At 34.1% G+C, this 25,111-nt stretch carries 24 protein-coding genes, 1 pseudogene and 1 riboswitch; of the genes and pseudogenes, 5 read left to right on the top strand and 20 right to left on the bottom strand.

Going from position 1 to position 25,111, the window contains the following annotated elements:
* Nucleotides 1-29: 29 nt before the first annotated feature.
* The 3 genes from dacB to NiCM35_RS04735 all read right to left on the bottom strand — a co-directional run bounded on the left by dacB (nucleotide 30) and on the right by NiCM35_RS04735 (nucleotide 3,466).
* Entirely contained in the window at nucleotides 30-1,520 is a 1,491-nt protein-coding gene (dacB, locus tag NiCM35_RS04745; RefSeq protein WP_095328813.1) for a D-alanyl-D-alanine carboxypeptidase/D-alanyl-D-alanine endopeptidase, read from the bottom strand.
* A gap of 93 nt (nucleotides 1,521-1,613) precedes the next feature.
* On the bottom strand, nucleotides 1,614-2,423 hold the full coding sequence (locus NiCM35_RS04740) for an Fpg/Nei family DNA glycosylase (RefSeq protein ID WP_095328812.1): 810 nt from the start codon (nucleotides 2,421-2,423) through the stop codon (nucleotides 1,614-1,616).
* A gap of 461 nt (nucleotides 2,424-2,884) precedes the next feature.
* A complete protein-coding gene (locus NiCM35_RS04735) occupies nucleotides 2,885-3,466 on the bottom strand; it encodes an NAD(P)H-dependent oxidoreductase (protein ID WP_095328811.1) in 582 nt (193 codons plus the stop codon).
* A 122-nt stretch (nucleotides 3,467-3,588) separates the two neighbouring features.
* Here NiCM35_RS04735 and NiCM35_RS04730 point away from each other — a divergent pair, with 122 nt between their 5' ends.
* On the top strand, nucleotides 3,589-3,963 hold the full coding sequence (locus NiCM35_RS04730; protein ID WP_095328810.1) for a winged helix-turn-helix transcriptional regulator: 375 nt from the start codon (nucleotides 3,589-3,591) through the stop codon (nucleotides 3,961-3,963).
* Between the two features lie 410 nt (nucleotides 3,964-4,373).
* On the opposite strand, the gene NiCM35_RS04725 is transcribed toward NiCM35_RS04730, so the two are convergent.
* The 3 genes from NiCM35_RS04725 to NiCM35_RS04715 form a co-directional block, all read right to left on the bottom strand.
* Nucleotides 4,374-4,811, bottom strand: a complete 438-nt coding sequence (locus tag NiCM35_RS04725; protein ID WP_371471798.1) for a GNAT family N-acetyltransferase — start codon at nucleotides 4,809-4,811, stop codon at nucleotides 4,374-4,376.
* A gap of 269 nt (nucleotides 4,812-5,080) precedes the next feature.
* Nucleotides 5,081-5,806: a lysozyme inhibitor LprI family protein gene (locus tag NiCM35_RS04720; RefSeq protein ID WP_433778773.1), complete on the bottom strand. Its 726-nt coding sequence runs from the start codon at nucleotides 5,804-5,806 to the stop codon at nucleotides 5,081-5,083.
* 469 nt (nucleotides 5,807-6,275) lie between these two features.
* Nucleotides 6,276-7,169 carry an NAD-dependent epimerase/dehydratase family protein gene (locus NiCM35_RS04715; RefSeq protein WP_433778771.1) on the bottom strand — a complete coding sequence of 298 codons (894 nt, stop codon included), beginning with the start codon at nucleotides 7,167-7,169 and terminating at the stop codon, nucleotides 6,276-6,278.
* Between the two features lie 487 nt (nucleotides 7,170-7,656).
* Here NiCM35_RS04715 and NiCM35_RS04710 point away from each other — a divergent pair, with 487 nt between their 5' ends.
* A complete protein-coding gene (locus tag NiCM35_RS04710; RefSeq protein WP_328824447.1) occupies nucleotides 7,657-8,790 on the top strand; it encodes a serine hydrolase in 1,134 nt (377 codons plus the stop codon).
* A 364-nt stretch (nucleotides 8,791-9,154) separates the two neighbouring features.
* Here the strand turns inward: NiCM35_RS04710 and NiCM35_RS04705 are convergent, their stop codons facing one another.
* The 8 genes from NiCM35_RS04705 to NiCM35_RS04670 all read right to left on the bottom strand — a co-directional run bounded on the left by NiCM35_RS04705 (nucleotide 9,155) and on the right by NiCM35_RS04670 (nucleotide 17,365).
* A complete protein-coding gene (locus NiCM35_RS04705) occupies nucleotides 9,155-10,177 on the bottom strand; it encodes an STAS domain-containing protein (RefSeq protein ID WP_123259419.1) in 1,023 nt (340 codons plus the stop codon).
* A 66-nt stretch (nucleotides 10,178-10,243) separates the two neighbouring features.
* A complete protein-coding gene (locus NiCM35_RS04700; protein ID WP_095328806.1) occupies nucleotides 10,244-10,834 on the bottom strand; it encodes a branched-chain amino acid aminotransferase in 591 nt (196 codons plus the stop codon).
* Nucleotides 10,835-10,950: 116 nt separating this feature from the next.
* Entirely contained in the window at nucleotides 10,951-12,288 is a 1,338-nt protein-coding gene (locus tag NiCM35_RS04695) for a DEAD/DEAH box helicase (RefSeq protein WP_095328805.1), read from the bottom strand.
* A 156-nt stretch (nucleotides 12,289-12,444) separates the two neighbouring features.
* Nucleotides 12,445-13,503, bottom strand: coding sequence for an undecaprenyldiphospho-muramoylpentapeptide beta-N-acetylglucosaminyltransferase (gene murG, locus NiCM35_RS04690; protein WP_123259421.1), 1,059 nt, complete (start codon nucleotides 13,501-13,503; stop codon nucleotides 12,445-12,447).
* Between the two features lie 97 nt (nucleotides 13,504-13,600).
* A complete protein-coding gene (locus NiCM35_RS04685; RefSeq protein ID WP_095328803.1) occupies nucleotides 13,601-14,401 on the bottom strand; it encodes an HAD family hydrolase in 801 nt (266 codons plus the stop codon).
* A gap of 99 nt (nucleotides 14,402-14,500) precedes the next feature.
* The gene (locus NiCM35_RS04680) at nucleotides 14,501-15,481 is read right to left on the bottom strand and encodes a ring-cleaving dioxygenase (RefSeq protein WP_095328802.1); all 981 of its coding nucleotides are present in this window, start codon (nucleotides 15,479-15,481) and stop codon (nucleotides 14,501-14,503) included.
* 144 nt (nucleotides 15,482-15,625) lie between these two features.
* Nucleotides 15,626-16,381, bottom strand: a complete 756-nt coding sequence (locus NiCM35_RS04675; protein WP_095328801.1) for an exodeoxyribonuclease III — start codon at nucleotides 16,379-16,381, stop codon at nucleotides 15,626-15,628.
* A 219-nt stretch (nucleotides 16,382-16,600) separates the two neighbouring features.
* Nucleotides 16,601-17,365 carry an MBL fold metallo-hydrolase gene (locus NiCM35_RS04670; RefSeq protein ID WP_095328800.1) on the bottom strand — a complete coding sequence of 255 codons (765 nt, stop codon included), beginning with the start codon at nucleotides 17,363-17,365 and terminating at the stop codon, nucleotides 16,601-16,603.
* Between the two features lie 178 nt (nucleotides 17,366-17,543).
* A riboswitch (FMN riboswitch) is annotated at nucleotides 17,544-17,700 on the top strand.
* Between the two features lie 411 nt (nucleotides 17,701-18,111).
* On the opposite strand from NiCM35_RS04670, the gene ribE reads away from it, so the two are divergent.
* From ribE to ribH, 3 genes and pseudogenes are all read left to right on the top strand, one after another.
* Entirely contained in the window at nucleotides 18,112-18,765 is a 654-nt protein-coding gene (ribE, locus tag NiCM35_RS04665; protein ID WP_171509633.1) for a riboflavin synthase, read from the top strand.
* A gap of 32 nt (nucleotides 18,766-18,797) precedes the next feature.
* Nucleotides 18,798-19,388, top strand: a pseudogene (gene ribB / locus NiCM35_RS04660) (3,4-dihydroxy-2-butanone-4-phosphate synthase); the annotation flags it as partial.
* Nucleotides 19,389-19,418: 30 nt separating this feature from the next.
* Nucleotides 19,419-19,892, top strand: a complete 474-nt coding sequence (ribH, locus tag NiCM35_RS04655) for a 6,7-dimethyl-8-ribityllumazine synthase (RefSeq protein ID WP_095257294.1) — start codon at nucleotides 19,419-19,421, stop codon at nucleotides 19,890-19,892.
* A 61-nt stretch (nucleotides 19,893-19,953) separates the two neighbouring features.
* Here ribH and chrA read toward each other — a convergent pair whose 3' ends face one another.
* The 6 genes from chrA to NiCM35_RS04625 all read right to left on the bottom strand — a co-directional run bounded on the left by chrA (nucleotide 19,954) and on the right by NiCM35_RS04625 (nucleotide 24,983).
* A complete protein-coding gene (gene chrA / locus NiCM35_RS04650; protein WP_235973253.1) occupies nucleotides 19,954-21,150 on the bottom strand; it encodes a chromate efflux transporter in 1,197 nt (398 codons plus the stop codon).
* A gap of 157 nt (nucleotides 21,151-21,307) precedes the next feature.
* A complete protein-coding gene (locus tag NiCM35_RS04645; RefSeq protein WP_123259423.1) occupies nucleotides 21,308-21,751 on the bottom strand; it encodes an SRPBCC family protein in 444 nt (147 codons plus the stop codon).
* A gap of 179 nt (nucleotides 21,752-21,930) precedes the next feature.
* Nucleotides 21,931-22,884: a tyrosine-type recombinase/integrase gene (locus NiCM35_RS04640; protein ID WP_123259424.1), complete on the bottom strand. Its 954-nt coding sequence runs from the start codon at nucleotides 22,882-22,884 to the stop codon at nucleotides 21,931-21,933.
* Nucleotides 22,885-23,093: 209 nt separating this feature from the next.
* Complete coding sequence (locus NiCM35_RS04635) at nucleotides 23,094-23,747, bottom strand: ABC-2 transporter permease (RefSeq protein WP_095328794.1); 654 nt, start codon at nucleotides 23,745-23,747, stop codon at nucleotides 23,094-23,096.
* Nucleotides 23,731-24,615, bottom strand: coding sequence for an ABC transporter ATP-binding protein (locus tag NiCM35_RS04630; RefSeq protein ID WP_204259877.1), 885 nt, complete (start codon nucleotides 24,613-24,615; stop codon nucleotides 23,731-23,733). The genes NiCM35_RS04635 and NiCM35_RS04630 overlap by 17 nt, the downstream gene beginning before the upstream one ends.
* Nucleotides 24,612-24,983 carry a GntR family transcriptional regulator gene (locus NiCM35_RS04625; protein ID WP_095328792.1) on the bottom strand — a complete coding sequence of 124 codons (372 nt, stop codon included), beginning with the start codon at nucleotides 24,981-24,983 and terminating at the stop codon, nucleotides 24,612-24,614. The genes NiCM35_RS04630 and NiCM35_RS04625 overlap by 4 nt, the downstream gene beginning before the upstream one ends.
* Between the last annotated feature and the right edge of the window lie 128 nt (nucleotides 24,984-25,111).

Raw genomic sequence — 25,111 nt, 5'->3', positions numbered from 1 at the left:
ATAGGAACGGATATTTCAAAGCAGCCACCTCAATATTCTGCCAATGTTTCCATTATCTTATCCTCAATCTTTTTTCCCTTATCTTCATCCGTTAGATGGTTCAATAAAATAGAAAAAATATATTTCTTGCCTGTTTTGCTTTCCATGTAGCCAGATAATGAACTTACAGAGGTAAGTGTCCCCGTTTTTGCGAGGATTTTTCCTTTAGTATTCTCAGAATTCAATCGATGGCGCAGTGTTCCGCCAATCATTTTTTCCTCGTGACCTGATACAGGTAATGATTGACTAAATGAGGGAAACCATGGTTGTGCTTGTACTTCATATAAAAACAAACTTAAGTCGTTTGCTGAAATAAAATCTATAGGCGATATACCGGACCCATCTCGAATAACCATCTTAGTTGGATCAAGATGAAAAGCCACTAATTCTTCTTCTAAGGCCTCGAGTCCTTTTGCAAAGCTACCTTCTCCTTTTTTGACTACTCCCAATTCCTTGATTAATGTCTCAGCAATTGTATTATTACTTAATTTCAGCAATGGAAGTAGCAATTCACGGAGAGGAATCGAAGAATGAGTGGTAAGGATAGAAGCAATTTGTGGTGTTCTTCCTTTTTTGACCACCCCTTTCCACTGTATTCCTTCTTTCTTTAAAGCTTGTTGAAACACATCTAATGTATAGCTTGTAGGATCATGAACAGATACCCACTCTTTTTTTAAGGAATCGTCAATTGGCAGGCTTCCTGTTATTGTTACTACTTTACTGTTATGTTCTCTGTTAACTTTTAAACTTGCAGCAGATTCTTTATCTGCTGTTATACCATTATTGACAATTTTAATTTCGCTTGTTCTTGGCAAAGTATTGATTATGACGGGTTCATTTTTTTTCTTACCAGGTTTTATTTCAAGCAATACAGTACCTGCGTCATATTCTTTATCTGGTGATAGTGTTAAAGCGGAAATTGGGGCCCCGTAATAGGTAGATTCATCACTCCATGCCAAATCACTTGAAAAAGGAATGTTGTCATACCAGGAGTCATCGCCTATTATATCTCCATCTATATAGCTAATCCCTTTCCTTTTAATTTCTTTCGAGAGTTTTGCTAAATCAGAGGCTAAAAGGCTTGTATCCCCATTTCCTTTTATGTATAAGTTTCCTTTTAAATGAGCATCTTCTACTCTTCCATCTCCATAAATTTCTGTAATAAATTGATAGTCTTCTCCTAAAATGTTCAATGCTGCTGCTGAAGTTAGTAACTTCATATTAGAAGCTGGCGTTAGTCGTAAATCGGCCATATGTTCATAAACAATTTTCCCTGTTTCTTGTTCGCGAATGCTAATTCCTGCTAAACTTCCTTTTAGTTCTGGTTCTATATTTAACAGTGATTCAAGTGCCGTGGACAATGTAGCTTTTTTATGATCTTCTGCTGCGAATACTTTCGGTGAAAATGTGTTAGGTGTGCTTCCAGACAAGAATATAGAGAATAACATTACTACTATTATTCCCTTTTTCCATAAAGTCATCTTCTCACTCCTTATACTTCTCCTTGATAAAAGTGCGTTGAGTTGTTAAAAGTATATTATGTCCAGGAATTGCAGAATTATCCGCATGAATAATTAAAACTGACAACCTGGACAATAAAAACACTTTTTAGAAGATACTTTTATAAATACTATTTTGTGCTGACACCTTGGACATATTTCTCCTTCTCTGTCATATACTTTGCAAAGCTTATCATATCCTCCGGTTTTTTTATCCCCTATATAAAGGGGATGCTCCATATAACCACCCATATGAGTTGCCGCTCTTAATATTTTCAGTATGGAATTATAGAGCTCGTTTAGCTCCATTTCTTTTAAATCCTCTAGTTTCCGAGTCGGTAAGATTTGCGCATCAAAGCAGATTTCATCGGAGTAACAATTGCCAATACCTGAGATAAAATGTTGATCGACTAATTTAAGCTTTATTGTCCCCTTCCTAGAGTTAATGATGTTTTGAAAGCTGTTTTCAGTAAAATGAGGTTCAATAGGATCTGGACCTAAGTCGTTCAGCCTTTCTTTACATTCTTCAAGAGTTAGTAAATGTAGATAACCTAATCGGAGTCCAATAAAATACAAGTGATTTTCTCCAAATGTTAGTTGGATTTGAATGGTTCTATTTGGTTTTTCTTTTTCGGTTCCAAAAAACATCCATCCACCTAACATTAAATGCAATAGAAGAACCTTTTGATTGTTTAAGTAAAAGAGTAGATGTTTCGCACGCCTTTCCACGCGAAGAATAGTAGTATTCACTAATTGATTCTCAAATGATTGTTTCGTAATATTAATGGACTTTTCTCGGTTAACGGCTATCGAGGTAATGGGTTGAGTGGTAATCAATTTATTTAATAAGATTTTATAGTTTTCCATTTCTGGCAATTCCGGCATTTATTCATTCTCTCCTTTTTATTTCCTCCCTTATTTTTGCCAAAACCATGAAAAACTATTTATGACACTTTATGATCAATATGTAAAGTTTGTAAATCCTTTATTTAGATGAGAAACTTGCTCGTATTCAACATCCAGACTAACTACTGGGTTCGTTGTTTCTCTTCCTCTTATAAATTACTCACCTGTAACCCCTATTCTTTCTTGAAGTATCATATCTTCGCAGTTATACAAGATTTACGTCCCAACCAGTCTCAAACACTTTCTGCAAGCAGGGGGGCTGACAGTTTAGTTGAGGGTTCAATGCCTCATGCCCCCGTACGTCCTGCTATGGCTACTGATATAAAAGATTTTGTTAATAAAAAGGTCAACCATTAAAACTGGTTAACCTTATAATACGTACGCACCCATTTCTTTAAGTACATTTTTTCAGAAACGTTGTCTTTTCCGTCCATTCTACTTTAAATTTCTTGGGTTATTTCTCTTAAAAATTGCTTCCTCTTCTCATCTGTTGTTAAGTTAACTCTAGAAAAATGAATCCATTTAGTGTATTCGTTTTTAACTCCCAGGTCAGCTAAAGTTCGGTTAATGAAAACTCCTTGAATAGCATTGCCTCCTTCAGATTCAATATAATCTTTATCCGTTGTAGAAGTTGAAATCACAGTTGTTTTTTCTATATTTGTCAATAAGCCTTTCAAAGCACCTGTTGTTTTATCCTCTAGAAAAGCGAATCCGCTCAACATCACTTTATCAATAAACCCTTTTAGAATAGCAGGTAAGTCCCACCACCAGACAGGAAATATAAAAATCAACTCAGTTGCCTGACTTAATTTTTTTTGATAGTCCTTAACTAATTCATATGGTGTTTCTCCACTATTAAATTGCGCCAATTCTTCTGCTGTAAATACTGGATTAAACCCGTCTTTATAAAGATCGATCACTTGAAATGTTTCTTCCTTAGCTTCTAAGTCTTTCGTGATAGAATTTAAGATTGCATGATTATAGCTTCCTTCCCATGGATGTGCATAGACGATTGTTTTCATTACTAGTTCCTCCTTCTCCCTTATTTGCATCATATTTTGATGTACATTCATCTTATTGTATGCTATATATTTTTACAAGTACGGTAATTAAAGTGTGATACTAACCTAAAGGAGAGTGCTGAATGGAAAACGATTCTTATCTATTTGAAGAGAATTTGAAGGATACTGGTTTTGGATATACTTTGTCATTAATTGGTGGGAAATACAAAATGACAGTTTTATATGCTTTATATTTAAACAATAACCCTATTCGCTATAACCAGTTGAAACGGAGGCTTGGCAATATTTCTTTTAAAACACTAACCAATACATTAAAGGAACTAGAGAGTGATCAACTAATTAATCGGAAGGAATATCCTCAAGTGCCTCCAAAAGTAGAATATTCTTTATCAGATAAGGGTTTGTCACTGATTCCTGTATTAGATGCAATTTGCTATTGGGGGGAAGAACAATTGGATAAAAGGAAGGAAGTCACGATGAAAGGGAACAATAACTAAATAAAGCTGTCTGGTCAGCAGCTGTAGATTTATTTTGCATAGTCTTAAACAATAAACATACTCAGGATTATGAAAAAGAATTGATCATTTACAAGCTGCTGTCACTATTGTTTAATAACAAGCAAACAACAGTGCCTTTTACTAGAGTATTAATAAATTGAATATATGAAGTTATTTTAGGTGAAAATACCAATGTTTATAATGTAGAAAGTATATTTTCGGAGGTTGTTTTACGAAAGGAAATGGAAAATGTATGTTTAAGTGTTGTTTAAACCAGGGGGTTTCTTCTATTGTCTCAGCCACACAAAGAATGCAAATTATGTTAACCTGATCTCCGCGTTAATATCTGAACAAAAAGGTAGGTTGGCTACCTTTTTGATTAACACTCATTAATAAAATAAGTTAGTCTCTTATAACTGTAAACTCATAGTAATTGTCCTGATGTTAAATCCCAATTTCTCATACAGTTTAATTGCGTGATTCCCTGCAAATGCACTTAGACGGATTTCTGAATATCCATCTTGTTTTAGATGGTCAATACCTGCTCTCATTAACAGTTTGGAGATTCCTTTCCCTCTGAATTCTTCTATAACAAATAGCTCGTAAATAAATCCAATCATCCTATCAGTAAATTGGTCTTTGCTTGTCCCTATAAAAATCCAGCCCATTATTTTGTTGTTTTTTGTGGCTATTAAATAGTAGCTTCCTTTTTCCAAAAGTGGTTTAACAAGCTGGTCAATTTTTTCCTTCGTAGGTTCAACTTGTCCTAAAGTACCATCAAAAATAGCTTGTGGCGAAAGAGATAATACCATTTTTAATTCAATATCATTAGGTTTTCTAATATCCATTAATTGCATCAGTCCTTTCATTTTCTTTTATACAAGTGTAGCATAAATATTCTTAAGGCTATTATGCTACACTTGAATTCTAATTGAGCTTACCTGTCATATTTGTGCATATGAAAGCTTCTCTTCACTTATTACAGGAATGAGCCTGTTAGTAATAGTGCAAAAATAGCATATTACTCGAGCTCCCCAAACTTCTCTTTTTCTGCAATTATTGAATATTTAAGAATCCTAACATGATTGAAAAAGATAATATGCTGCAACTCTTTTTATTAATCCGTTATAAACTTGTTAACTAATTCATAACATCGTTCTTTGGTTAATTCGTAAGATGATATATAATAAGCAACCCACTCATGGGTTTTTCCAGCATATTTTTGTCTCTCTTTATCTGCCTCAGCTTCTTTCTGTTCTATCCAATTGATTTCTTCCATTTGTAAACTCTCCATTGTCTTAGGAGATAACTCTTTCTTTAGTAAATCATATATCCTATTTAAAGCAATGTCATACTTCTCATCAGAAATTCCATAATAGTTTTTCATGGCATTAGTTGTACCTGTATCTGAATATTTTTTATCTGGTAAGGAATCCAGTTCTCTCTGGATGCTATCTAGTCTCTCTAAAAACTCTTGTCTACTTCCCTCTATTTTGTCGGGTAAGGCAGTAAGTTCTTTTTGAATATTATCTAAAACCTCTTCCCTTTTTTTGTTCATTTTATCTGGTGTGCTTGTTTCTGGCTTAATTTCATTTTCCTTTACTTCACTAATTGAATTTGTCGAAAATTCTTTGTCTGAATTATTATTTGGTTCAATATGATCTTCTTTCTCCGGATTGTTAATACTATTTTCATCAGTGGCTGAATCATTAAATGTATCCGTATTACTTGATGTATTATTTGGTTCAGACTTATTATTGTTTGAACCATCAATAGATGATTTGCTACAAGCTGTTATGCCTAGTAAAAAAACGATGAATAGGGTTATTGAAATTTTCTTCACACTTCCAACTCCATTTTCTGTTTAAAATAAATCACACTAAGTATTGGGCTTTCTCTCTACTTAATAGGCAAATAGCCACTTCTTTAGGTCTACCTCTATAAATTACAGATTATCAACAATGATTTGCCTTCTTCAACACGACTGCGCATGATAACAGAAATGCTTTCCTTTAATTTAAGGAAAGTACCCGATAATTTTTTGCTTTTTCTATTTTTTGTTAAAACGAGTCTTGTAATATATATAATAGGGATCAATAAAAATACTAGTGACATTATGTTTTGATTTACTATAAAACCATAAATAAAAATTACTGTACAAATAGCTAGGATAATAAGAGTGATTCTTTCTAATAAAGATAACTTCATGATTTACACGCCTTTGTCTATTTTAGATGTAAATATGGTGAAATAGGATAAATATATATGCTTAGTACTACTACGATTGTTTTTTAAAAAGTTCCCGTTATTTATTAGTTAATATATGTATTGTGCTCCAACGCAAGTTTCTTAAGGTTAGAAATAGTTTCTTCCAATGTTTTAACTGGCATATATCCTAATCCTTTGATTTTTTTATTAGAATAAATTGGACGTTCTAATCTGCGCTCTGGTAGTATATATTTTTTACCTATAGCATTTATTAATTCTAATCTATATTCTTTATCAGGATAGTTTCCATCAATTGCATTATAAATTTCACCACTAATACCCTTTAATATAGCGACAAAAATCATTTCAATCAAATTATCTCTATGTACCCATGGTATAAGGTCATCTGGATTTACCCAGTTAACAATGTCGGTATTTATCATCCGTTCAACTTGTCTATCACCCCAATAGGAGTTTTTCTCTGCACAAATCGCTCCAGGTCTTAAAATGATTAAGCCGAGTCCATTATTTTTATACTTATTAAGAATTCTTTCAGAATGAGCTTTAGTCTTAATATATACTTCCGGATGACTTTCTGTAATTGGTAAATTTTCATCAAAATATCCCTCTGTTGGCTCGCCATAAACGGATAAAGTTGATATATGTACAAATCTCTTTATACCTAATTCTATTGCTACGCTCGCTAAATTTTCCACACCAATTACATTTGAATTCATCGCTTTCTCTAAATCCTCGCCTAAATAAGCCGCACAATGAATAATAATATCAATATCTTTAGCTGCTTCTACTAATGAACCTCGATTAGTAAGTTCTCCTATAATTGGTTCTATGCCGATTTCTTTCATTTCTTTATAACTCTTTTCGTCTCTTACTAACCCTTTGACCATTGCACCTTCCTTTAAATATCTTTTTGCAACCTCACCACCTAAAGTCCCTGTTACTCCTGTAATCAATATCTTTTTATCAATTATTGACATTCAAATCTTCCTTCCTATTTTAATATTTACCTGTAAGAAGAAAAAGCTTCTTCACTAACCAGTAGTACAAAAAATATATCTAAACTCAAAGCAGAACTATCTTCTAAGCTATAGCTCTTTAACTATTTCTAACTAAATATAACAAAATATTCTAATTTGAGTAGTAAGTATAAAGCAAGTTTATTTCCTATGGTAGTATAAATTAACTGTTTTCATTATTTCTTGTGGTGAATCAGCTACATTAATGATTAATGATTGCTTTACAATTGCAAGAAATCTCCAAAGTATTCATAAACATAAAGAAGATTGCTAAAACCTAAAAGTAAATAATTCTCCACAAGCGAAACAGGACCAATTGTTTTATACCACCTAGGAAAATTAGAGACTATGAAGAAGAGAGAGGAATATTACCCTTAAAATTGAAACTTATCTATCCTATTATTCGTAGATAGATTACAAATAGAAAATGAGGGAGATTGTCTTGAAAATGACACTATGGATTACAATAGGTATTATCGTTTTGCTAAGTTTCATGATCGGAATGGGAATTTATATGTTTAAGAAGGAAATTAACAAGGAAGATCCTGATTATATTTTTCAATTTATTAAGGAAAATGCAAAAAGTGAAAGAGTTGCGCTTTCGATCAACTATAATAAACAAAAGTGGGTAAAAGTTAATCAAAATAAACAGTTACCTTTAGCAAGCACCGTTAAAATTATTATCGCCATGGAATATGCACGACAGGCAGCAGAGGGGAAAATTGATCCGTTGCAGGAAGTTAGTTTAGAGGAACTAAACAGCTTTTATATTCCTAAAACAGATGGTGGAGCACATGAAGCTTGGATTGCTAACCTAAACGATGGTAAAGAGACAGATAAAGTTCATTTAAGTGAAGTAGCTAAGGGAATGATTGCTTACAGCTCAAATGCAAATACCGAATACTTAATTCATGTGCTAAGGCTTGAAAATATTAATACTTCTCTAGAAAGCCTAGGTATTTCAAATCATGAACCTTTGTATCCGATAGTAAGTGCGTTGTTTATCCCTACCCAGCTAATGAAGGAGCAAAATATAACTAAACAAGAAATGCTAGAAGTAATGAAAAGTATGGATATTTCTGAATATCGTAAAAGAGCGATGGATATACACAATAAATGGCTGAACCACCCTCCAGCTGCTGAAGAAAAAAAACAAATAGTGAAAACTTTAGACATGGATGTTCAAAGAATATGGTCTAATCGTTTACCGCGATCAACTTCAGAGGATTATGTCTATATTATGGAAAAACTAAATAACAAAACATATTTTGATGAAAACATCTATAAATATCTTGATCCAGTAATGGAACAGTTAATGGAAAATCCAAACAATCGAAAATGGCTTGTTCATGCAGGGCAAAAGGGTGGATCTACTGCATTTATTATTACAACGGCAATGTATGCTACAGATAAAGACGGTAACCAGACTGAGTTGGCCTTTTTTGCAAATGATTTGACTTCATTTGAACAAACAAAACTATCTCGAAATTTGAATGGCTTTAAACTGAAATTTTTAAAAGACGCTGAATTCCGAGCACTAATACAAAAAGAATTATCTGCTCTAGAAAGTCGAATTCCTTAATGTTGATAGGAATTCGACTTTCTAGATTGTAACTTACTTCGTATGATATCCTCATTTAGTCGGCAGATCCCATTATGTTCTTAAAATATTAATTACTCCTGCCAAATCTAGATAAGAGAGTTTAGTGTTTTTCTTTAACATATTCTACAAGAAGTTTAGAATCTTCTTAAGTTAAATTCTCTCAGATTCAATCTGTTTAAGAGAATCCATAGCCTGTGGGGATAAGACATTTGGAGAATAATTCTAAATGATGCATGAATGTAATTGCAGGCACTCTCTTAATCGGATAAACCAAAACCCATAGTTTAGCAGGAAGGTTAATTCTCTTAAGCTATGGGGATGGATACTATTTTATTTCGTTAACTCAGGGTTGTTTCTCAATCCGATAACCAAGAGCTTCAATTGCATATTCAATGCCTTGTTCTAATGTCGCAAAGGTATGGATATATTTTAAATCAACGCCTGATTGAATAATTTGCACACTTAAATGTGGATTAATCCCTACGAGGATGCATTCCCCGCCAATTAATTCAATTGCTTTTACCAATTCCTGCAGTCGAAAAATAATAAACTGATCGAATTCGCTTATTCCAGTTAAATCAAGAAGTAAATAACTTGCTCGACGCTCGGAAAATTCCTGCAAACCTTTTTGCAGTAAATCTTCAAAACGCTCTTCATTAAATTTCCCAATTAGCGGTATAGCGAGGATGCCTTTCATGACAGGCATGACTGGTGTAGATAAATGCCTGATCAAAGTGGATAGCTCTTTCGTGCGGTCCTCAACTATTGTTTCTAATTCTGTAATGTATTTTGTTTCTTTCCCTCTTACTAGTTCATGGACACTTTGATGGGGAGTGTGGTTAGAAACGAATATGTTTAATTCATCATATTCATCTCCCCTCGTTTGACTTTTAGTTAACTCATACCACATCTTTTCTTTAAATAGTCCGCTAAAAACACCTGCCCAATGACTCGGTAATAATACAGCAGATTGGCTTGGATTTAAAGATTGGAAGATTCGGTGCTCCCATGAATTTTTCAAACGTACCGTTACCGTTTGCTTGTCTTTGTTAAACGCTGTTATCGTTACATTTCCCCAGCCCGCACTTGAATATATTTCACTATATTTCTTGATAATTTCTTCAATGGAAAAGCGATTTTGATAATAATCATTTACTAGCAGTCCCATCCGGAAACCAGTTGTCTCAAAAACGGCATTAGATGCATCAGGACCGGAAATTTCCATAATGGTGCTTAAAAAAATCTCAAATGCATTATCCCAAAATAATAGTGCTGGAGCGCCGTCAAAGTGGAATACACCGTTTTCGCTATTCCATGAAAATTCGCTAGATTTGATCTGTATTTTTTGATTTGATTCTTTTGTCAAGTCTCTCCCTCGCTTCCAAACATTCGAAATGTATCTAATTTTATCCGGTTTTAAAACAAAAAAGTGCTATGCTGATAATTTTTCATTTAAAGAGAATAAAAATAAATAAGCTAATTTTAACGCATCCCCGATTTGCATTTCTTTATCGAAGCCGTTGATTTTTTCTAACGGGAAATTGACATCCCAAACGCCATCGTTACCATTGAACATTAATTGGTAAGGCGTGTCATCACCTATTAGTTGATTCTCCATAAATGCTCGAATTTCTTTTTCTGTTTTTTTAGGACTCTTTAATCCACATAAAACTTCATAGGTACCAAAAACAGAATCAACTTCTATGGACATAGAATCGATAGAGACAATGTCAAATGCTTTTGTCTCTACATAGAGATAAATGTCTATATTTCTCTCTAAATAGTCTACAGTATCCTCAAGAATCCTCTCTTGAGCATTTTCCTGCACCACTTCGTCTGTTTCTTTATTGGCAAGCTCCATATATAAATCAGAAAAACGCTCAGCTGTCTGTTCCATCACCATATGATCGTCTGCAAGGCCTTCTTTTCTAACATAATTCATTTCCTCTTCGAAAAGAACTACTTTTCCTGAATTTAGTGATTTGCACTCTTCTATATACTTATTTATTTCTTTTTTTAACAATGGAATGAACTCCCTTCATTATACAATCGTTTTTTCTGGTAGAAAATTAGGATAGCTAAGCCTAAAATTCTCCCTTTAAATCCTCAAAAGGAACCTAAAGCAAAGGGGAACCTTCTTTATCTTTTTCCATCTCGTTTTTTAGGTTTCGCCCATTTTTTTGTTGGGGATTGACTTGAATTACCCCTATGTTTATTGTTTGTTGAAAATGACTTACGCTTATTGTCACTTCCCTTTTTATCTGATTGAGACGAACGAATAACTTCGTCCTTCTTTTTTGTATGGCTTTGTTTTTTGTATGGCTTTTTCGCTGGTTTAGATTCTTCGCTTTGTTTAGTTGAATCTGTCTTTTTGGGTTGCTGTATTTTTTCTATTTTTATATCTAATTGATTCTCTATTGAATCTAACAATGGTCTATCATCAGATGAATAAAAGGTAACTGCATATCCTTCTGTACCAGCTCTTCCTGTTCTGCCGATTCGGTGGACATAAGACTCCGCATCTTGCGGAATATCATAATTATATACATGTGTAATTCCATCAATATCTAAGCCTCTTGCTGCTACATCTGTCGCAATTAACAATTGGAATTTTCCATCACGAAATGCTTTCATTACTTGCTCTCTTTTTGTCTGCGATAAATCCCCATGTAATTGACCACAGCTAAATTTATTTGCGAGCAATACTTCATATAATTTAGTTACTCGACGTTTCGTCCTGCAGAAAATGACTGCCATATACGGATTTGCTTCCTTCACTAAGGTCATTAATGTACCTTGCTTGGCACGATCAGTTGTATGTATACTTACTTGCTTAACGGTTTTTGCTGGTCCTTGTTTTGCTTCAACAGTAAAATAGTCGGCGTTTTTCGTATATTTCTTCGCAAGTTTTTCGACTTCCCTTGAAATAGTCGCGGAAAATAGCATTGTTTGTCTTGACTTAGGGATACGTCGCATAATATAGCTAATTTCTTCTAAAAAGCCAATATGAAGCATTTGATCTGCTTCATCTAAAACAAAATAGGAGATTTTGCTTAAATCAATTGTTCCTCGTTTTATATGGTCAATTAATCTTCCTGGTGTCGCTACGACAATGGAAACGTCTTTTTGTAAGACTTTCAACTGTTTGTCGACATCTTGTCCCCCGTATACAGCAAGAACATTTACTGCTTCCTGTTTCATTTTCATGATTTCATTCGTTATCTGAATAGCAAGTTCTCTAGTTGGGGTTAAAATTAGTGTTTGTATATGATTTGCATCGATAATCATTTTTTCTAAAATCGGCAATATAAAAGCAAAAGTCTTTCCTGTACCTGTTTGTGCTTGCGCAATTACATCGCTTCCTTTAAGGAGTGGTGCAATAACCTTTGCTTGAATAGGGGTTGGCTGTTTTATTCCTTGTTTATGAAGTTTTTCAATAATTGTTGAAGACAATCCAATGTCTGTAAATGATTGCATGGATTTTACCTACTTTCCGTTCAAATATACGAATTCCATTTTCTTATTTTGGCTTTTTCTATCAAAATTATCAAGTGAAATCATCTTCTGCATAATGAAAAAGACTACAAGTAGAGAGGAAGATGCAAACTCTACCTATAGCCTGATACATGTATATTAATAGCGATTTAATTCTTTTATAATTTCTTCTAAAGCATTTTTGCTTTTGTTCTTTTCCATCTTTTCTGCCATACCTTGCTTATTTTCTTGCATTTGTTTTAAGGTATGAAGAAAATGCTCTTTTGTTAATGCTTCCTCTTCTATCATATAGGAGTAACCATTTTCCGTAAAGACTTTCCCATTTAATATTTGATCTCCTCTGCTTTGCTGTTTGGTTAATGGAATAATAAGCATAGGAATTTTTAAGGCAAGAAATTCAAAAATAGAATTAGATCCGCCTCTCGTAATAACGAATTCTGTCGCTGCTAGGATATCAGCTAATTCATTATAGACATACTCAAATTGTTTGTATCCATTTATCCCTGCATGATCTTCTGAAAGATTTCCTTTCCCACATAGATGCACAATTTGATAGGATTGTAATAATGTATCTAAATTATCACGAACGATTTCATTTATTTTCTTGGCCCCTAAACTCCCCCCCATAATTGTAAGAATCGGCTTATGACTAGTAAAACCAAGGAAGAACTTCCCTTTAGAGGCAGATCCAGTTAGTATTTCCTTTCGAATCGGAGAACCGATTGCTTTACTTTTTTCTTTTGGCAGATAATGTAAGGTTTCTTCAAAAGATGTAAAAATTTTTGAAGCAAAACGGACAGACAATTTATTGGCTAAACCTGGTGTTAGATCACTCTCATGCAGAATGACAGGAATTTTCAACTGGCGGGCTGCGATGACAACAGGTACAGATACAAATCCACCTTTTGAGAAAACAACATTTGGTTTGATTTTCTTTAAAATTTTTCTTGCGTCATAACAGCCTTTCATTACTTTGAATATATCTTTTATATTTTCTTTTGATAAATATCTTCTTAATTTACCACTCGAAATAGAATAATATGGAATGTCAATCTTTGCGATTAAGTCCTTTTCAATCCCCGCTTTACTGCCAATATACGAAATATCCCAGTACTGTTTATTTAATTCATTTATGATAGCGATATTAGGGGTAACATGGCCGGCAGATCCCCCGCCTGTAAACACAATTTTCTTCAAAGTAGATTCGACTCCTATTCTTCGTATCGATTTTCACAGCGAAAAAGCCAGAAGTTAGTATAGAGATCCCGGCTTTAACTAGTCTAATATATGATGGTTACACTAATTTCAGAATCTTTTCAATGGCGTATGCAAACCCATCCTCATTATTACTTTTCGTAACGTCGCTTGCTCTTTTTTTGATTTCTTCAGGAGCATTTTCCATGGCAAAAGATCTTGTTGATACTTCAAATTGTGTAATATCATTACCTCCGTCACCAAATGAGTAAATCTCATTAAAAGTAAGGTTCCGAAGATTTTCATACCGTCTAATCGCTTTCCCTTTTTGTGCATCAGTTGATGTGATTTCACAGTTGTTAGGAAAAGAAGAGGAAAACGAAATAGCCTCATATTTTCTAAGCATTTCTTTAACGTGGTCGATTTTATCTAGCTGTGTTTCATCGACAACGGCGATTAACTTATAAATTTTTACATCCTTTAAATGCAGGATCGCCTCATAATCTTGTTGATCAAAGAGTGTTTGAATCTCATCCCATGATTTGCCGCGAAGCATTGGCAATGTTCCTGGAAATCCACCTTGATTCGTATAAACTAGAACTCCTACTTCCAAGTTTTGTAATACTTTAAGTAAAGTTTGATATAAATCAATGGAAATTTGTGTTTCATATAGTAGCTTTCCTTTTTCGTCGTACATCATGCTGCCATTTAAACAAAAAATGGGAAGTTCTAATTCTTTTACGCCGTCTACTTTAATAACATCTGCGTATTGACGTCCTGTATTTAAAATTACTTCTATATGTTGATCCTTTAATTTCTGAATAATCATTCGGTTTGCTTCAGATATTTGATGATGGTCATCTAGCAAGGTACCATCTAAATCTATTGATACGCATTTCATTATTCATTTTCCCCCTAGTAATTCCAACAATTGTTTCTTTCAATATTGTAGCATATTTGCATACTACTTTGTTTTTTCGTTTATCGTTTCGGTTAGCTATTACTTTTCTTTTCTATTTGTGTCTAATGGTTCTAGGATTGCCTCAATATCTGACCGCTTAGACTCTAAAAATGGTGGAAGTGCAAGAGATTCCCCTAAATGTTTTAGATCTTCGTCTGTTGCAAAACCAGGGCCATCTGTAGCAATTTCAAACAAGATTCCATTCGGATCTCTAAAATACAGTGATTTAAAATAAAAACGATCTACATATCCTGAGTTTTGGAAGCGAGCTTCATTCACCTTTTCAATCCAATAATAAAGTTCTTCCTCATTATCCGCTCGTAAAGCTACATGATGAACACCGCCTCTACCAAGGCGCTGCACTTTCAAATCGTTTCGCTCCTCTAGATGTACCTCCGCCCCAGAGCCACCCTCCCCTGTTTCGAATACCAGAATAGGGGGTTGATTCTCCATAGTGGATGGATACGAAGTTTTTAAGCGGAACCCAAGTAAATCAGTTAAAACGCTAATAGTCGCTTCTGGGCGTCTTACCGTTAATTGTACTGGTCCAAGACCTGTAATCGCAAACTCTGCTGGTATAGGACTCTTTTCCCAAGGAATACCAGCCTTCACTCCATTATCGTTTTCATCAGATACTAAAAAGAACCGTTGTGTTTCAAAATCTCTAAATTCTAATGTTAATCTGCCTGCTCTCTCTAAGATTTCTCCGTGTTTAACATTATATTCTTCGAAACGTTTTAGCCAAAATTCTAATGCTTTATCACTTGGAACACGTAAAGAAGTAGCAGAAATGCTGCTTACTCCTTCTCTGTTAAGAGCCATATGGGGAATTTCAAAAAATGTTAGTTCTGTTCCTGGGCTGCCTTGCTCATCCCCATAAAACAAATGATAGACAGAGGGGTTATCTTGATTGACTGTTTTCTTTATCAGCCGTAGACCTAAAATATTTGTATAAAATGAGTAATTTTCTTTTGCTTTTGCCGTCATCGCAGAAACGTGATGAATTCCTTTTAAATTCATTTGCGGTTCGCTCCTTCTAAATATGTATAATGAAACGATATAAATTTATTTTAAATGGATTGATATCTGCACAACAAAACAGGGCATCTGTACCATATTTGTTTTCTAACATGATAGCATGATAAAAATGCCCTGTTTATTAAATTATATTTCTATATCAAGTTGTACAGGGCAATGATCGCTTCCCATTATATCACAATGAATAGTTGCATCTTGGATGCGCTCTTTTAATTGATTAGAAACGATAAAATAGTCAATACGCCAGCCAATATTTCTCTCTCTTACTTTCGCCATATAGCTCCACCATGTGTAGACATCGGTTCGCTCTGGGTATAGATATCGAAAGCTATCAACAAATCCTAATTCAAGTAAGCTTGTCATTTCGTTTCTTTCTTCAGTTGTGAATCCCGAATTTCCAATATTCGGCTTCGGATTTTTCAAATCTATCTCTTGGTGAGCCACATTTAAATCCCCACAATAAATAACAGGTTTAATAGCTTCTAATGATAATATATAGTTTTTTAGTTGTTTTTCCCATTCAACTCGATAAGATAATCTGCTTAAATCTCGCTTTGAATTAGGGGTATATACATTCAGTAGGAAAAAGTCTTTAAATTCTAAGGTAATGGCTCTCCCTTCCAATTCCTCAAAGTCTTCTCCAATGCCATATTGAACAGAAAGTGGCTTCTCCTTTGTAAAAACGGCTGTTCCTGAATAGCCCTTTCTTTCTGCATAATTCCAGAACTGATGATAGCCTTCTAATTCTAGTTTAATTTGTCCTTCTTGTAGTTTTGTCTCTTGAAGACAAAAGATATCTGCATCTATTTGCTGGAAAAAATCTAGAAAGCCCTTTTTCACACAAGCTCTAATTCCATTAACATTCCAAGTTACTAATTTCATAAAAATACTCCTAACTATATCAATCTTCTAATTATTAAGGGTATCATGAAATAGCTATTCGTTAAAGGATTATATCTTGGCAAAAAATGACGCTATAGCCATCTCAAAATGATAGAGAAAAATAAAAAGACAAATCGTTTTTTTCCAAACACCTATAAATATGGGATGGCAAAATAATGATTTGTCTACTTTTAGTTTACATAACTATATTATGATTAATTAAATTTCTTTTACTAAATTCTCTGTATTATACTGATAAAGAAGTTCCCTAATTCCCTCCCTTATTTCAGCTCCGTACATTGGCATACCATGTCCTGTATATAAAATTTGCGGATCTAGTGCTAATAGCTTTTCTATCGATTGGAAGCTGGTGTTTATATCTGGTGTAAAATATGCGGGTGGACCATGAATCTTTTTTTTCTGGGTTAAAACGGCAAATAATGACTCTTGTTTGACTGTAATTAGCGCATCCCCTGCTAGAAGCAACCGATCCTTTTCTCTAAATAAGGAAATATGTCCTTCCGTGTGTCCTGGCGTATGAATCCATTTCCAGTCATCTAAATATGGTAAAGAACCATCCCATGGAATAGGCTTGATACTGGAATGAAAATCAATGCCATCTCGCGGGTAAAATGGTGAAAGAAAGGACATCATCCCTTTTTCCCTTAATGGCGTAGGTGGCGGATATTTCTTCTTACTTTCCAAATAGGGAATTTCTTGTTCATGTATATACACAGGTACATTCCATTTCTTAACAAGTGTTTGTAATGCACCGATATGATCAAAATGAGCGTGTGTTAGAATGATTGCTAATGGTTTCTTTCCCTTGAAAAGTTGGTCTGTGTTTTTCAAAATAAATGGAGCAGAATAAGGAACGCCTGTATCGATAAGTACCCATTCCTCTTTCCTATTTCCTAGTCCTGCTATATATGCTATATTTGCAATTGCTGTACGATAGCCAAAAACATTTTCTGTAATTTTCATTCTTGTGCCACCCCTTTTTCTTTTAGTGTGACCAATTCGATAAAAGAAACACCTTATTGAGATTATTTTTCCCTTTACTCGAAGTGCAAAGATGGTGCTTGAAAGAAAATATTTGATAATTAAAAGGAAAAGGTGTACGATACAGTTAATTAAATAGTTATGATTACACACTATGTGTGATCGCCTTCGGGGTCGGGTGAAATTCCCAACCGGCGGTGATGAGTGGACGTAAAACTCTAAGCCCGTGACCCGTTTTGTAAGATTTAAATTTATAAAACGGTGGATTTGGTGAGAAACCAAAGCCGACAGTAAAGTCTGGATGGGAGAAGGCAAATAACAATAAACAAAATGGTATGATTGATAGAATGAAAAGAATGAGTCTCCTTTCTTTTTCTGTTTCTGTTTTTCTATAGAGATGTTTTGTTGTATTTGAGATGCAGTAATAAGGGCGCTCACAGTTGAAGTGATCACTGCTAAATATACTGAAGCTTAGAGTGGTCTTTTTTGAAAAGAATGGTGAAATGCCCATTGACAGCGTTAAGTACAAACAACAATCCATAAAAAACAGCTATTCTATCGTCCACATGTTTATTTAAGTATGTATTTGACCCCGTATAAATTTATTATACGGGGTTTTATTTTGTATTTTTATGGACTTTAAGGAGTGTTTTTTTCTATCCATATAATGTTTGACCCCCTGCTATTTAAGAGCTATAAATACACTCTGCAGAAAGGAGGAATTTCCATTGTTTACTGGATTAGTCGAAGAATTAGGTGTTGTAAAGCATAGTAAAAAGACGGGGCACACTATTTCTATAACGATTCAAGCAGAACAGATTCTCGAGGATATGAAAATTGGTGACAGCATTGCCGTAAATGGGGTTTGTCTAACAGTTACTGCCTTCCGTGATTGTTTGTTTACAGTCGATGTTATGCCAAACACGTTTAACGATACGACTTTAAGGCTTCTAAATAGCGGCACAATTGTTAATTTAGAACGAGCAATGGCTGCCAATGGAAGGTTTGGCGGGCACTTTGTGTCTGGGCATGTTGATTGTACGGGCATGATTATATCAACAAAAAAAATAGAAAATAGTACATTAGTTGAAATTCAGATGCCAGAGGAGCAAATACACTTAGTAATGGATAAAGGTTCTATTACCATTGATGGAACGAGTTTAACGGTTTTCCAAACGACTCCAACCTCTATTTTTGTATCACTCATCCCGCATACTTCTAAGGTAAGCATGATTGGGAATAAGCGAAAAGGTGAACTAGTGAATATTGAATTTGATCTTTTAGCTAAGTACTTTTATTCCTTTATGAATAGAGACAAAAATCCAGCTATAAAAAAAGATTCAACATTAACTGCTTCATTTTTAAGAGAAAATGGTTTTTAATCATAAATTTATTAAACGAAAGGAAGAAAACGATGTTTGATTCCATAGAAGATGCATTAAACGATTTAAAAAATGGCAACGTGGTAATTGTTTGCGATGACGAAGATCGTGAAAATGAAGGAGATTTTATCGGCTTGGCAGATCACGTTACACCAGAAATGATCAATTTCATGGCAAAAGAGGGTCGCGGTCTAATCTGTGTCCCTATTCAACAAAATTTAGCAGAAAAACTACACCTTCCTGCAATGGTTACTAATAGTACAGATCCGAGAAGCACTGCATTTACAATTAGTATCGACCATAAAGAGACAACAACAGGGATTAGTGCATATGAACGAGCTTTTACTATAAGCAAAATGGTTGATTCAGACGCTAAAGCCGATGACTTTACAAGACCTGGACACATCTTTCCTCTCATTGCAAAGGATGGCGGTGTGCTAAATCGCAATGGACATACTGAAGCTGCTGTTGACTTAGCGATACTAGCTGGTGCTAATCCAGTTGGAGTGATCGTGGAAGTATTAAAGGAAGATGGAACAATGGCAAGAGTGGATGATTTAAAGCAAATCGCTGAAGAATTTGCTTTGAAAATGATTACGATTCAAGATTTAATTCAATACCGACAAAATTTATTACAAAAGGTGGAATAAAGAATGAAACAAGTATTTGAAGGAAATTTAATTGGGACTGATTTAAAAATCGGGATTGTTGTATCCCGTTTTAATGAATTTATTACAACAAGGCTTTTATCTGGAGCAGAAGATGCATTAAACCGACATGGAGTAAACGAGGATAATATTTCTGTTATGTGGGTGCCTGGTGTATATGAAATTCCCTTAGCAGCCAAAAAAATGGCCGCGTCTGGTAATTATGATGCTATTATTACATTAGGTACTGTTATTCGGGGTGCAACACCTCATTTTGACTACGTAAGCAATGAAGTAGCAAAAGGCGTAGCAAACGTTTCGTTAAGTACAGAAATACCTGTTATCTTTGGAGTTCTTACAACAGAAAACATCGAGCAAGCAATTGAACGAGCAGGTACAAAAGCTGGAAATAAAGGCTGGGAAGCTGCCGTTAATGCCATTGAAATGGGAAATTTATATAACCAATTAACACAAGCTTAAAACACCAAAAAACCTATAAACGAGGCTCTCTCGTTTATAGGTTTTTTTAGAAAAGTTATAACTACAAATAAGGAAGCAGCATCCCGCCCAATGCACCCGTTATAACAACAATCCATGGCGACAGTTTCCAATAGACTAACATCGAAAATAAAATGGCTGCAAAAGCAAAATCACTCGCATCTGAGATACTGCTTGTCCAAATAGGCTGGTAAAAAGATGAGACTAGAATACCAACAACCGCAGCATTTACACCCATTATAGCTCCTTGAATTTTTGGATTTTTTCTGACAAAATTCCAGAATGGGAGTGTTCCCACAATTAATAAAAAAGCTGGCAGAAAGATGGCGAATGTCGCGAGTAGTCCCCCTCCCCATCCATTTAAGACGGTTCCAATATAGGCAGCAAAGGTAAACAAAGGACCAGGAACTGCCTGGGTTGCACCATATCCAGCTAGGAATGATGCTTCACTCAACCATCCACCTGGGACAAATTCGCGCTCTAAAAGTGGCAATACTACATGTCCTCCTCCAAACACTAAAGACCCAGAACGATAAAAACTATCAAACATAGCAATCCATTGGTATGAAAATACCTCGCGAATAATCGGTAAAAGAAACAGAAGGGAAAAAAATAAGACTAAAGAAACACTTGCTACTTGTTTTGAAATTGGAAAAGAAATATCCACCTGATTTTGTTGTCTCACTTGCTGCTTATAAAGAAAATAACCAATGATAGCTGATAAAATAATTACTCCTACCTGGGAAAAGACACTTTGCCATAAAAGTGTGAGTATTAATGCAAAAAGTGCAATGGTCTTCCTTTTTAGGTCTGGTGTTAAGTTCTTTGCCATACCAAATATCGCATGGGCAACAATGGCTGTCGCAACTATTTTTAGACCGTGTATCCAACCCGCATTCCCTATGTCTAAGACATCTATCATCCTAGCAAAGATTATTAGAGCAATAACAGAAGGAAATGTAAATCCTAAAAAAGAAATAATCCCACCGAGGAGTCCTCCCCGTAAAATTCCTATCCCTATCCCAACCTGACTGCTTGCTGGACCAGGCAAGAATTGACAAAGGGCAACTAAATCAGCATAGCTTTTCTCATCCAGCCATTTCCTTCGACTTACGTACTCATCGTAAAAATAGCCTAAATGTGCAACGGGGCCACCAAATGATGTCAATCCTAGCTTTGTGGAAATAAGGAAAATTTCTAAAAAATTTGTCCTATTCTTCAATTGTTGTCCTTTTTTCAATGACAAACCTCCAAAATAATTAGTAATCTTTATCATAATGGACAATGCCTATTTAACCAAGTATAGGAAAGGGAAATTTACATAAAATTTAGAAAAGCATTAAATGATTAAAAGAATATTCCTTTATCATTTAATGCTTTAAGTTAACATAATCATATTATTGCAAATCCTCAATAGCCTTACTAACTGCAATTGTCAATTCTTCTGCGATTTCTTCTAGCTTGGGCTCCATAAGATTATTTGTTATAGTAGGAAAAGTACCAGTTGAATTAATTTCTAAATAGCCTGTCATTTTCGTATAATTAGCATCCTTTACCTCTACCATAAAATAGCCATTTCCTTTAAAATGATCATTAATTCCTTCTAAGTCAAAGGTAACCTTTGTAGGTTCTTTCCACTCTAATATTGTTACCTTCATTTCTATTTTTTTCTTAAAAAGCCCCATATCAATTTTAAATTCCCAAGTTGATACTGTGTCGTTGATGATTTCATGGTTCACATATCCTGGCACTAATGGTGCCCAGTTGTTCATAGAGCGAACAAAATCCCAAACCTTTTTTGCATTTGCATGGACGATAATTGAATGCTTTTTACTTGGCATCAAAACACTTCCCTTATCTTTCATTGACAAACTAATCTTACTTTTATCGTCATTCTTTTTCTGTTCTAGCAAATAAAAGAGATTGCTTTTTAACATACATCATGGATATATATATGCTGTCAAATGTCCGATTATGAATAAGAAAGTCATTTAGTTTACATAATAAAGTTATGATAAACTTATATGTATTCTGAAATTTCCAAGTCCATTGCTTGCTCTTTTTGTAAATCAGATACATGCGTATATTTCTGTGTTGTATTTAAATTAGTATGACCGAGTAGCTCTTGTACTGTTCGGATATCTCGTCCATCTCTAACTAAATGTGTCGCAAAACTATGTCGTAATTTATGACTAGAAATCCCTTTTTCCTTCCATTTTAGCTCCGGATATTCTTTTCGCATTTGATCAATGATCCGCTCCGTTATTTCTTGAATACGTCTTCTGGATATTCGCTTCCCTCTCCTTGAAATAAAGAGTGCATCTTCCTGTCCTTTCATGGGGAAAATCCTGTTTTCTTCTATATATAATTGTAATTCTTCCATCAACTTTTTCGGTAACGGAATATAACGAGTTTTATTTCCCTTTCCCAGTACGTGAATCCCCCTGTTTTGATTAATGGACGACAGATTAAGAGAGTGTATTTCCATTACCCGTAATCCTGCAAATGCCATGAGTCCAAGGATGACTTTGTTCCGTCTTTGATGCTGCTTTTGGGATACCTTGCCAATCATCTCAAAAAAAGATTTTAATTCGTCTTTTTCCAAATAACTTGGTAGTTTTCCTTTTTGTTCTTTCGCGCTCTCCAAATCAATAGCGGGATTTTTTAGGACAAGCTCATAATCCACTAAACATTTATAAAAGGATCGAATGGCTGTCAATCTTCTATTTCTCGAACTAGCAGAATTTGCGCGCTTAGTTTTTAGTTCGTTCATAAAAAGGGTAACCTGTAATTTTTTTACTGAATTTAAGTCCATATATACTTCTTTTTTTCGTGTAATAAATTCGAGGAATAAATAGATGTCCCGTAAATAATTATCGATCGTAAATATACTGTAGTCCTTATTATCCATTTCTGTTCGAAAGAGCGTTAACTCTTCTTCATACCAAGAAAATAATGTTTCTTTTGTGATCATATGTATTGCCACCTAATCTATATAGTAATAATTCTAGTATACAATAATTCTTAAAAAACCGCACATAAGAGATATTATGCGCGGTAATGATGAGAAATTAATTAGAAGAGATTTAAAACTTTAATGACAGGTATACATTTAGATAGCGGAGTGGCAAATAAAAAAAGAACAGTACCTTTAAATGTACATGTTCTTTCTTTTCACTATATTTAAAATTCTCGCTTACTATAAAAGCTCAGTGAGATAAAATAGGATACTAGAAGAAGAAGAAGAAGTGGAATTATCAGGATTAATCCCAGTTCTGCTTTTGATAATGTCGATAAACGAATCATCGTTTCTTGGATAAATTGATTATCTAGTTTTGCAAAATACTTCATTATACCAGTTGTTCCAAACACTATTACGAAAAGAAGAATAAAGTTAGCCATTTTGGCTTTTAAATAGCCAAATTTAAAAATCATAGGTAAAGAAATAGAAAAACATATTGTTACCATTATTGCTCCCCCTATGAGAATGATATAACTAAAAGGAACATCCAACGGAATGTGAAATAGTTTCACAAGAACATGGATCAGATAAAAGCCAATTGCTGCAAAAGCTGCATAAACATAGATGGACACATATTTTGATAATACTATGGTAGATAGTTTTATCGGAAGACTAATAAGAACTTTATCACTGTTATTTTTATCTTCTAATGCACTTGCTCCCAGAAGGAGTTGATAAGTAATTGCTAGTATTCCAACCATTAGTCCAACTTCTCCAAGACTGGAAAGAGAAACAGAGAAGAAACAAATTAACAATAGTGATAAGGCTATTGATCTTTTTTGGATAAGAATGTCTTTTTTAATTAGATGATACATGACCACCACTCCTTCTTGTGTAAAACACCATAATATCTTCTAAAGTTGGCTTTTCATAGAAATAAGAATTTCCAAATTGCTTTCTTACCTCTTCTTTGTTTTTACATAATGCTTCAAAACCAAAATCATTACTCTTTAAACCGATTAAATTTTTATCATTGATAATCTGTGTGCTATCTTTGCCTTTAACCATAGTATATTCTTCTAACAGCTCATCCTTCGTTTTATTTAAAATGATTTGTCCATTATTAATTAAAGTAATATAATCGGCTATCTTATCTAAATCTGAGGTTATATGAGTCGAAAAAAAGATTGCCTTATTTTCGTCTTGTATTAATGTTTGCAGTACATCTAGCAATTCAGTCCGAACCAGTGGATCTAAACCAGAAGTTGGTTCATCCATAATCAAGAGTTCAGCTTGATGAGAAAGAGCGATAGCTAATGAGAATTTCATTTTCATCCCTTTTGACAGCTCGTTGATTTTTTTATCCATTGGTAGAGAAAAATCCTTAACATATTTAAGGAATGTGCTTTCTTCCCATTGTGAATAAAATGGGCGGATGATGTTCTTCATTTCTTTTATTGTTAACTCTTCATAAAAGTGATTATCATCATAAACAAAGCCAATTCTCTCTTTAATTTTCATACTATGCTTTTCATTATCTAATCCAAAGACTTTAATCATGCCGCTATCTTTTTTGATTAAATTCATAATTAGTTTGATTGTTGTGCTTTTTCCAGCTCCATTTGGACCAATAAAGCCCATTATAAATCCTTTTTTTAAGGTAATATTAATCTTGTCTAAAGAAAAACCTTGTCGGCTCTTCGATACATTGATAAGTTCTAATGTGTTTTCCACTGTGCTCATCCTTTATAAATAATTTTTAATATTTCTTGTAATTCTTCTAATGTTAACCCGATTAGCTTAGCTGTACTGCTGGCTTCTGTTAAATGTTCCTCGATTGTTGTCAATTTGTTTTCACGAAGTATTTCTTTGTTTATTGCTGCAACATATGAGCCCTTTCCAGCGACTGTAACAATAAAACCGTCTTTTTCAAGTTCATCATAGGCTCTTTTAGTTGTAATAACGCTAATTTTAAGTTCTTTTGCAAGACTTCTAATAGAAGGAAGAGATTGTGTTTCTTTTAGTTCACCTGCTACTATTTGCTCTTTTATTTGCTTTACTATTTGCAAATAAATAGGCTCCTCTGAGGAATTGGAGATAAAAATATTCATTAGAAACACCTTTCAACTGTTATATCTGTATATAGTCAGTATATACAGATATAACAGTTGTGTCAACCCTCATAATTAGACAAGTTTTTAATTCATCATAATAATATTATGTAAACAAACAGTTTCTT

It is taken from the genome of Niallia sp. M35, from assembly GCF_050971705.1.
Classification (GTDB): Bacteria; Bacillota; Bacilli; order Bacillales; family Cytobacillaceae; genus Niallia; species Niallia circulans_A.
Note: the sequence above shows the minus strand (reverse complement) of the source record. Positions and strands in the feature narration are given on the sequence as shown.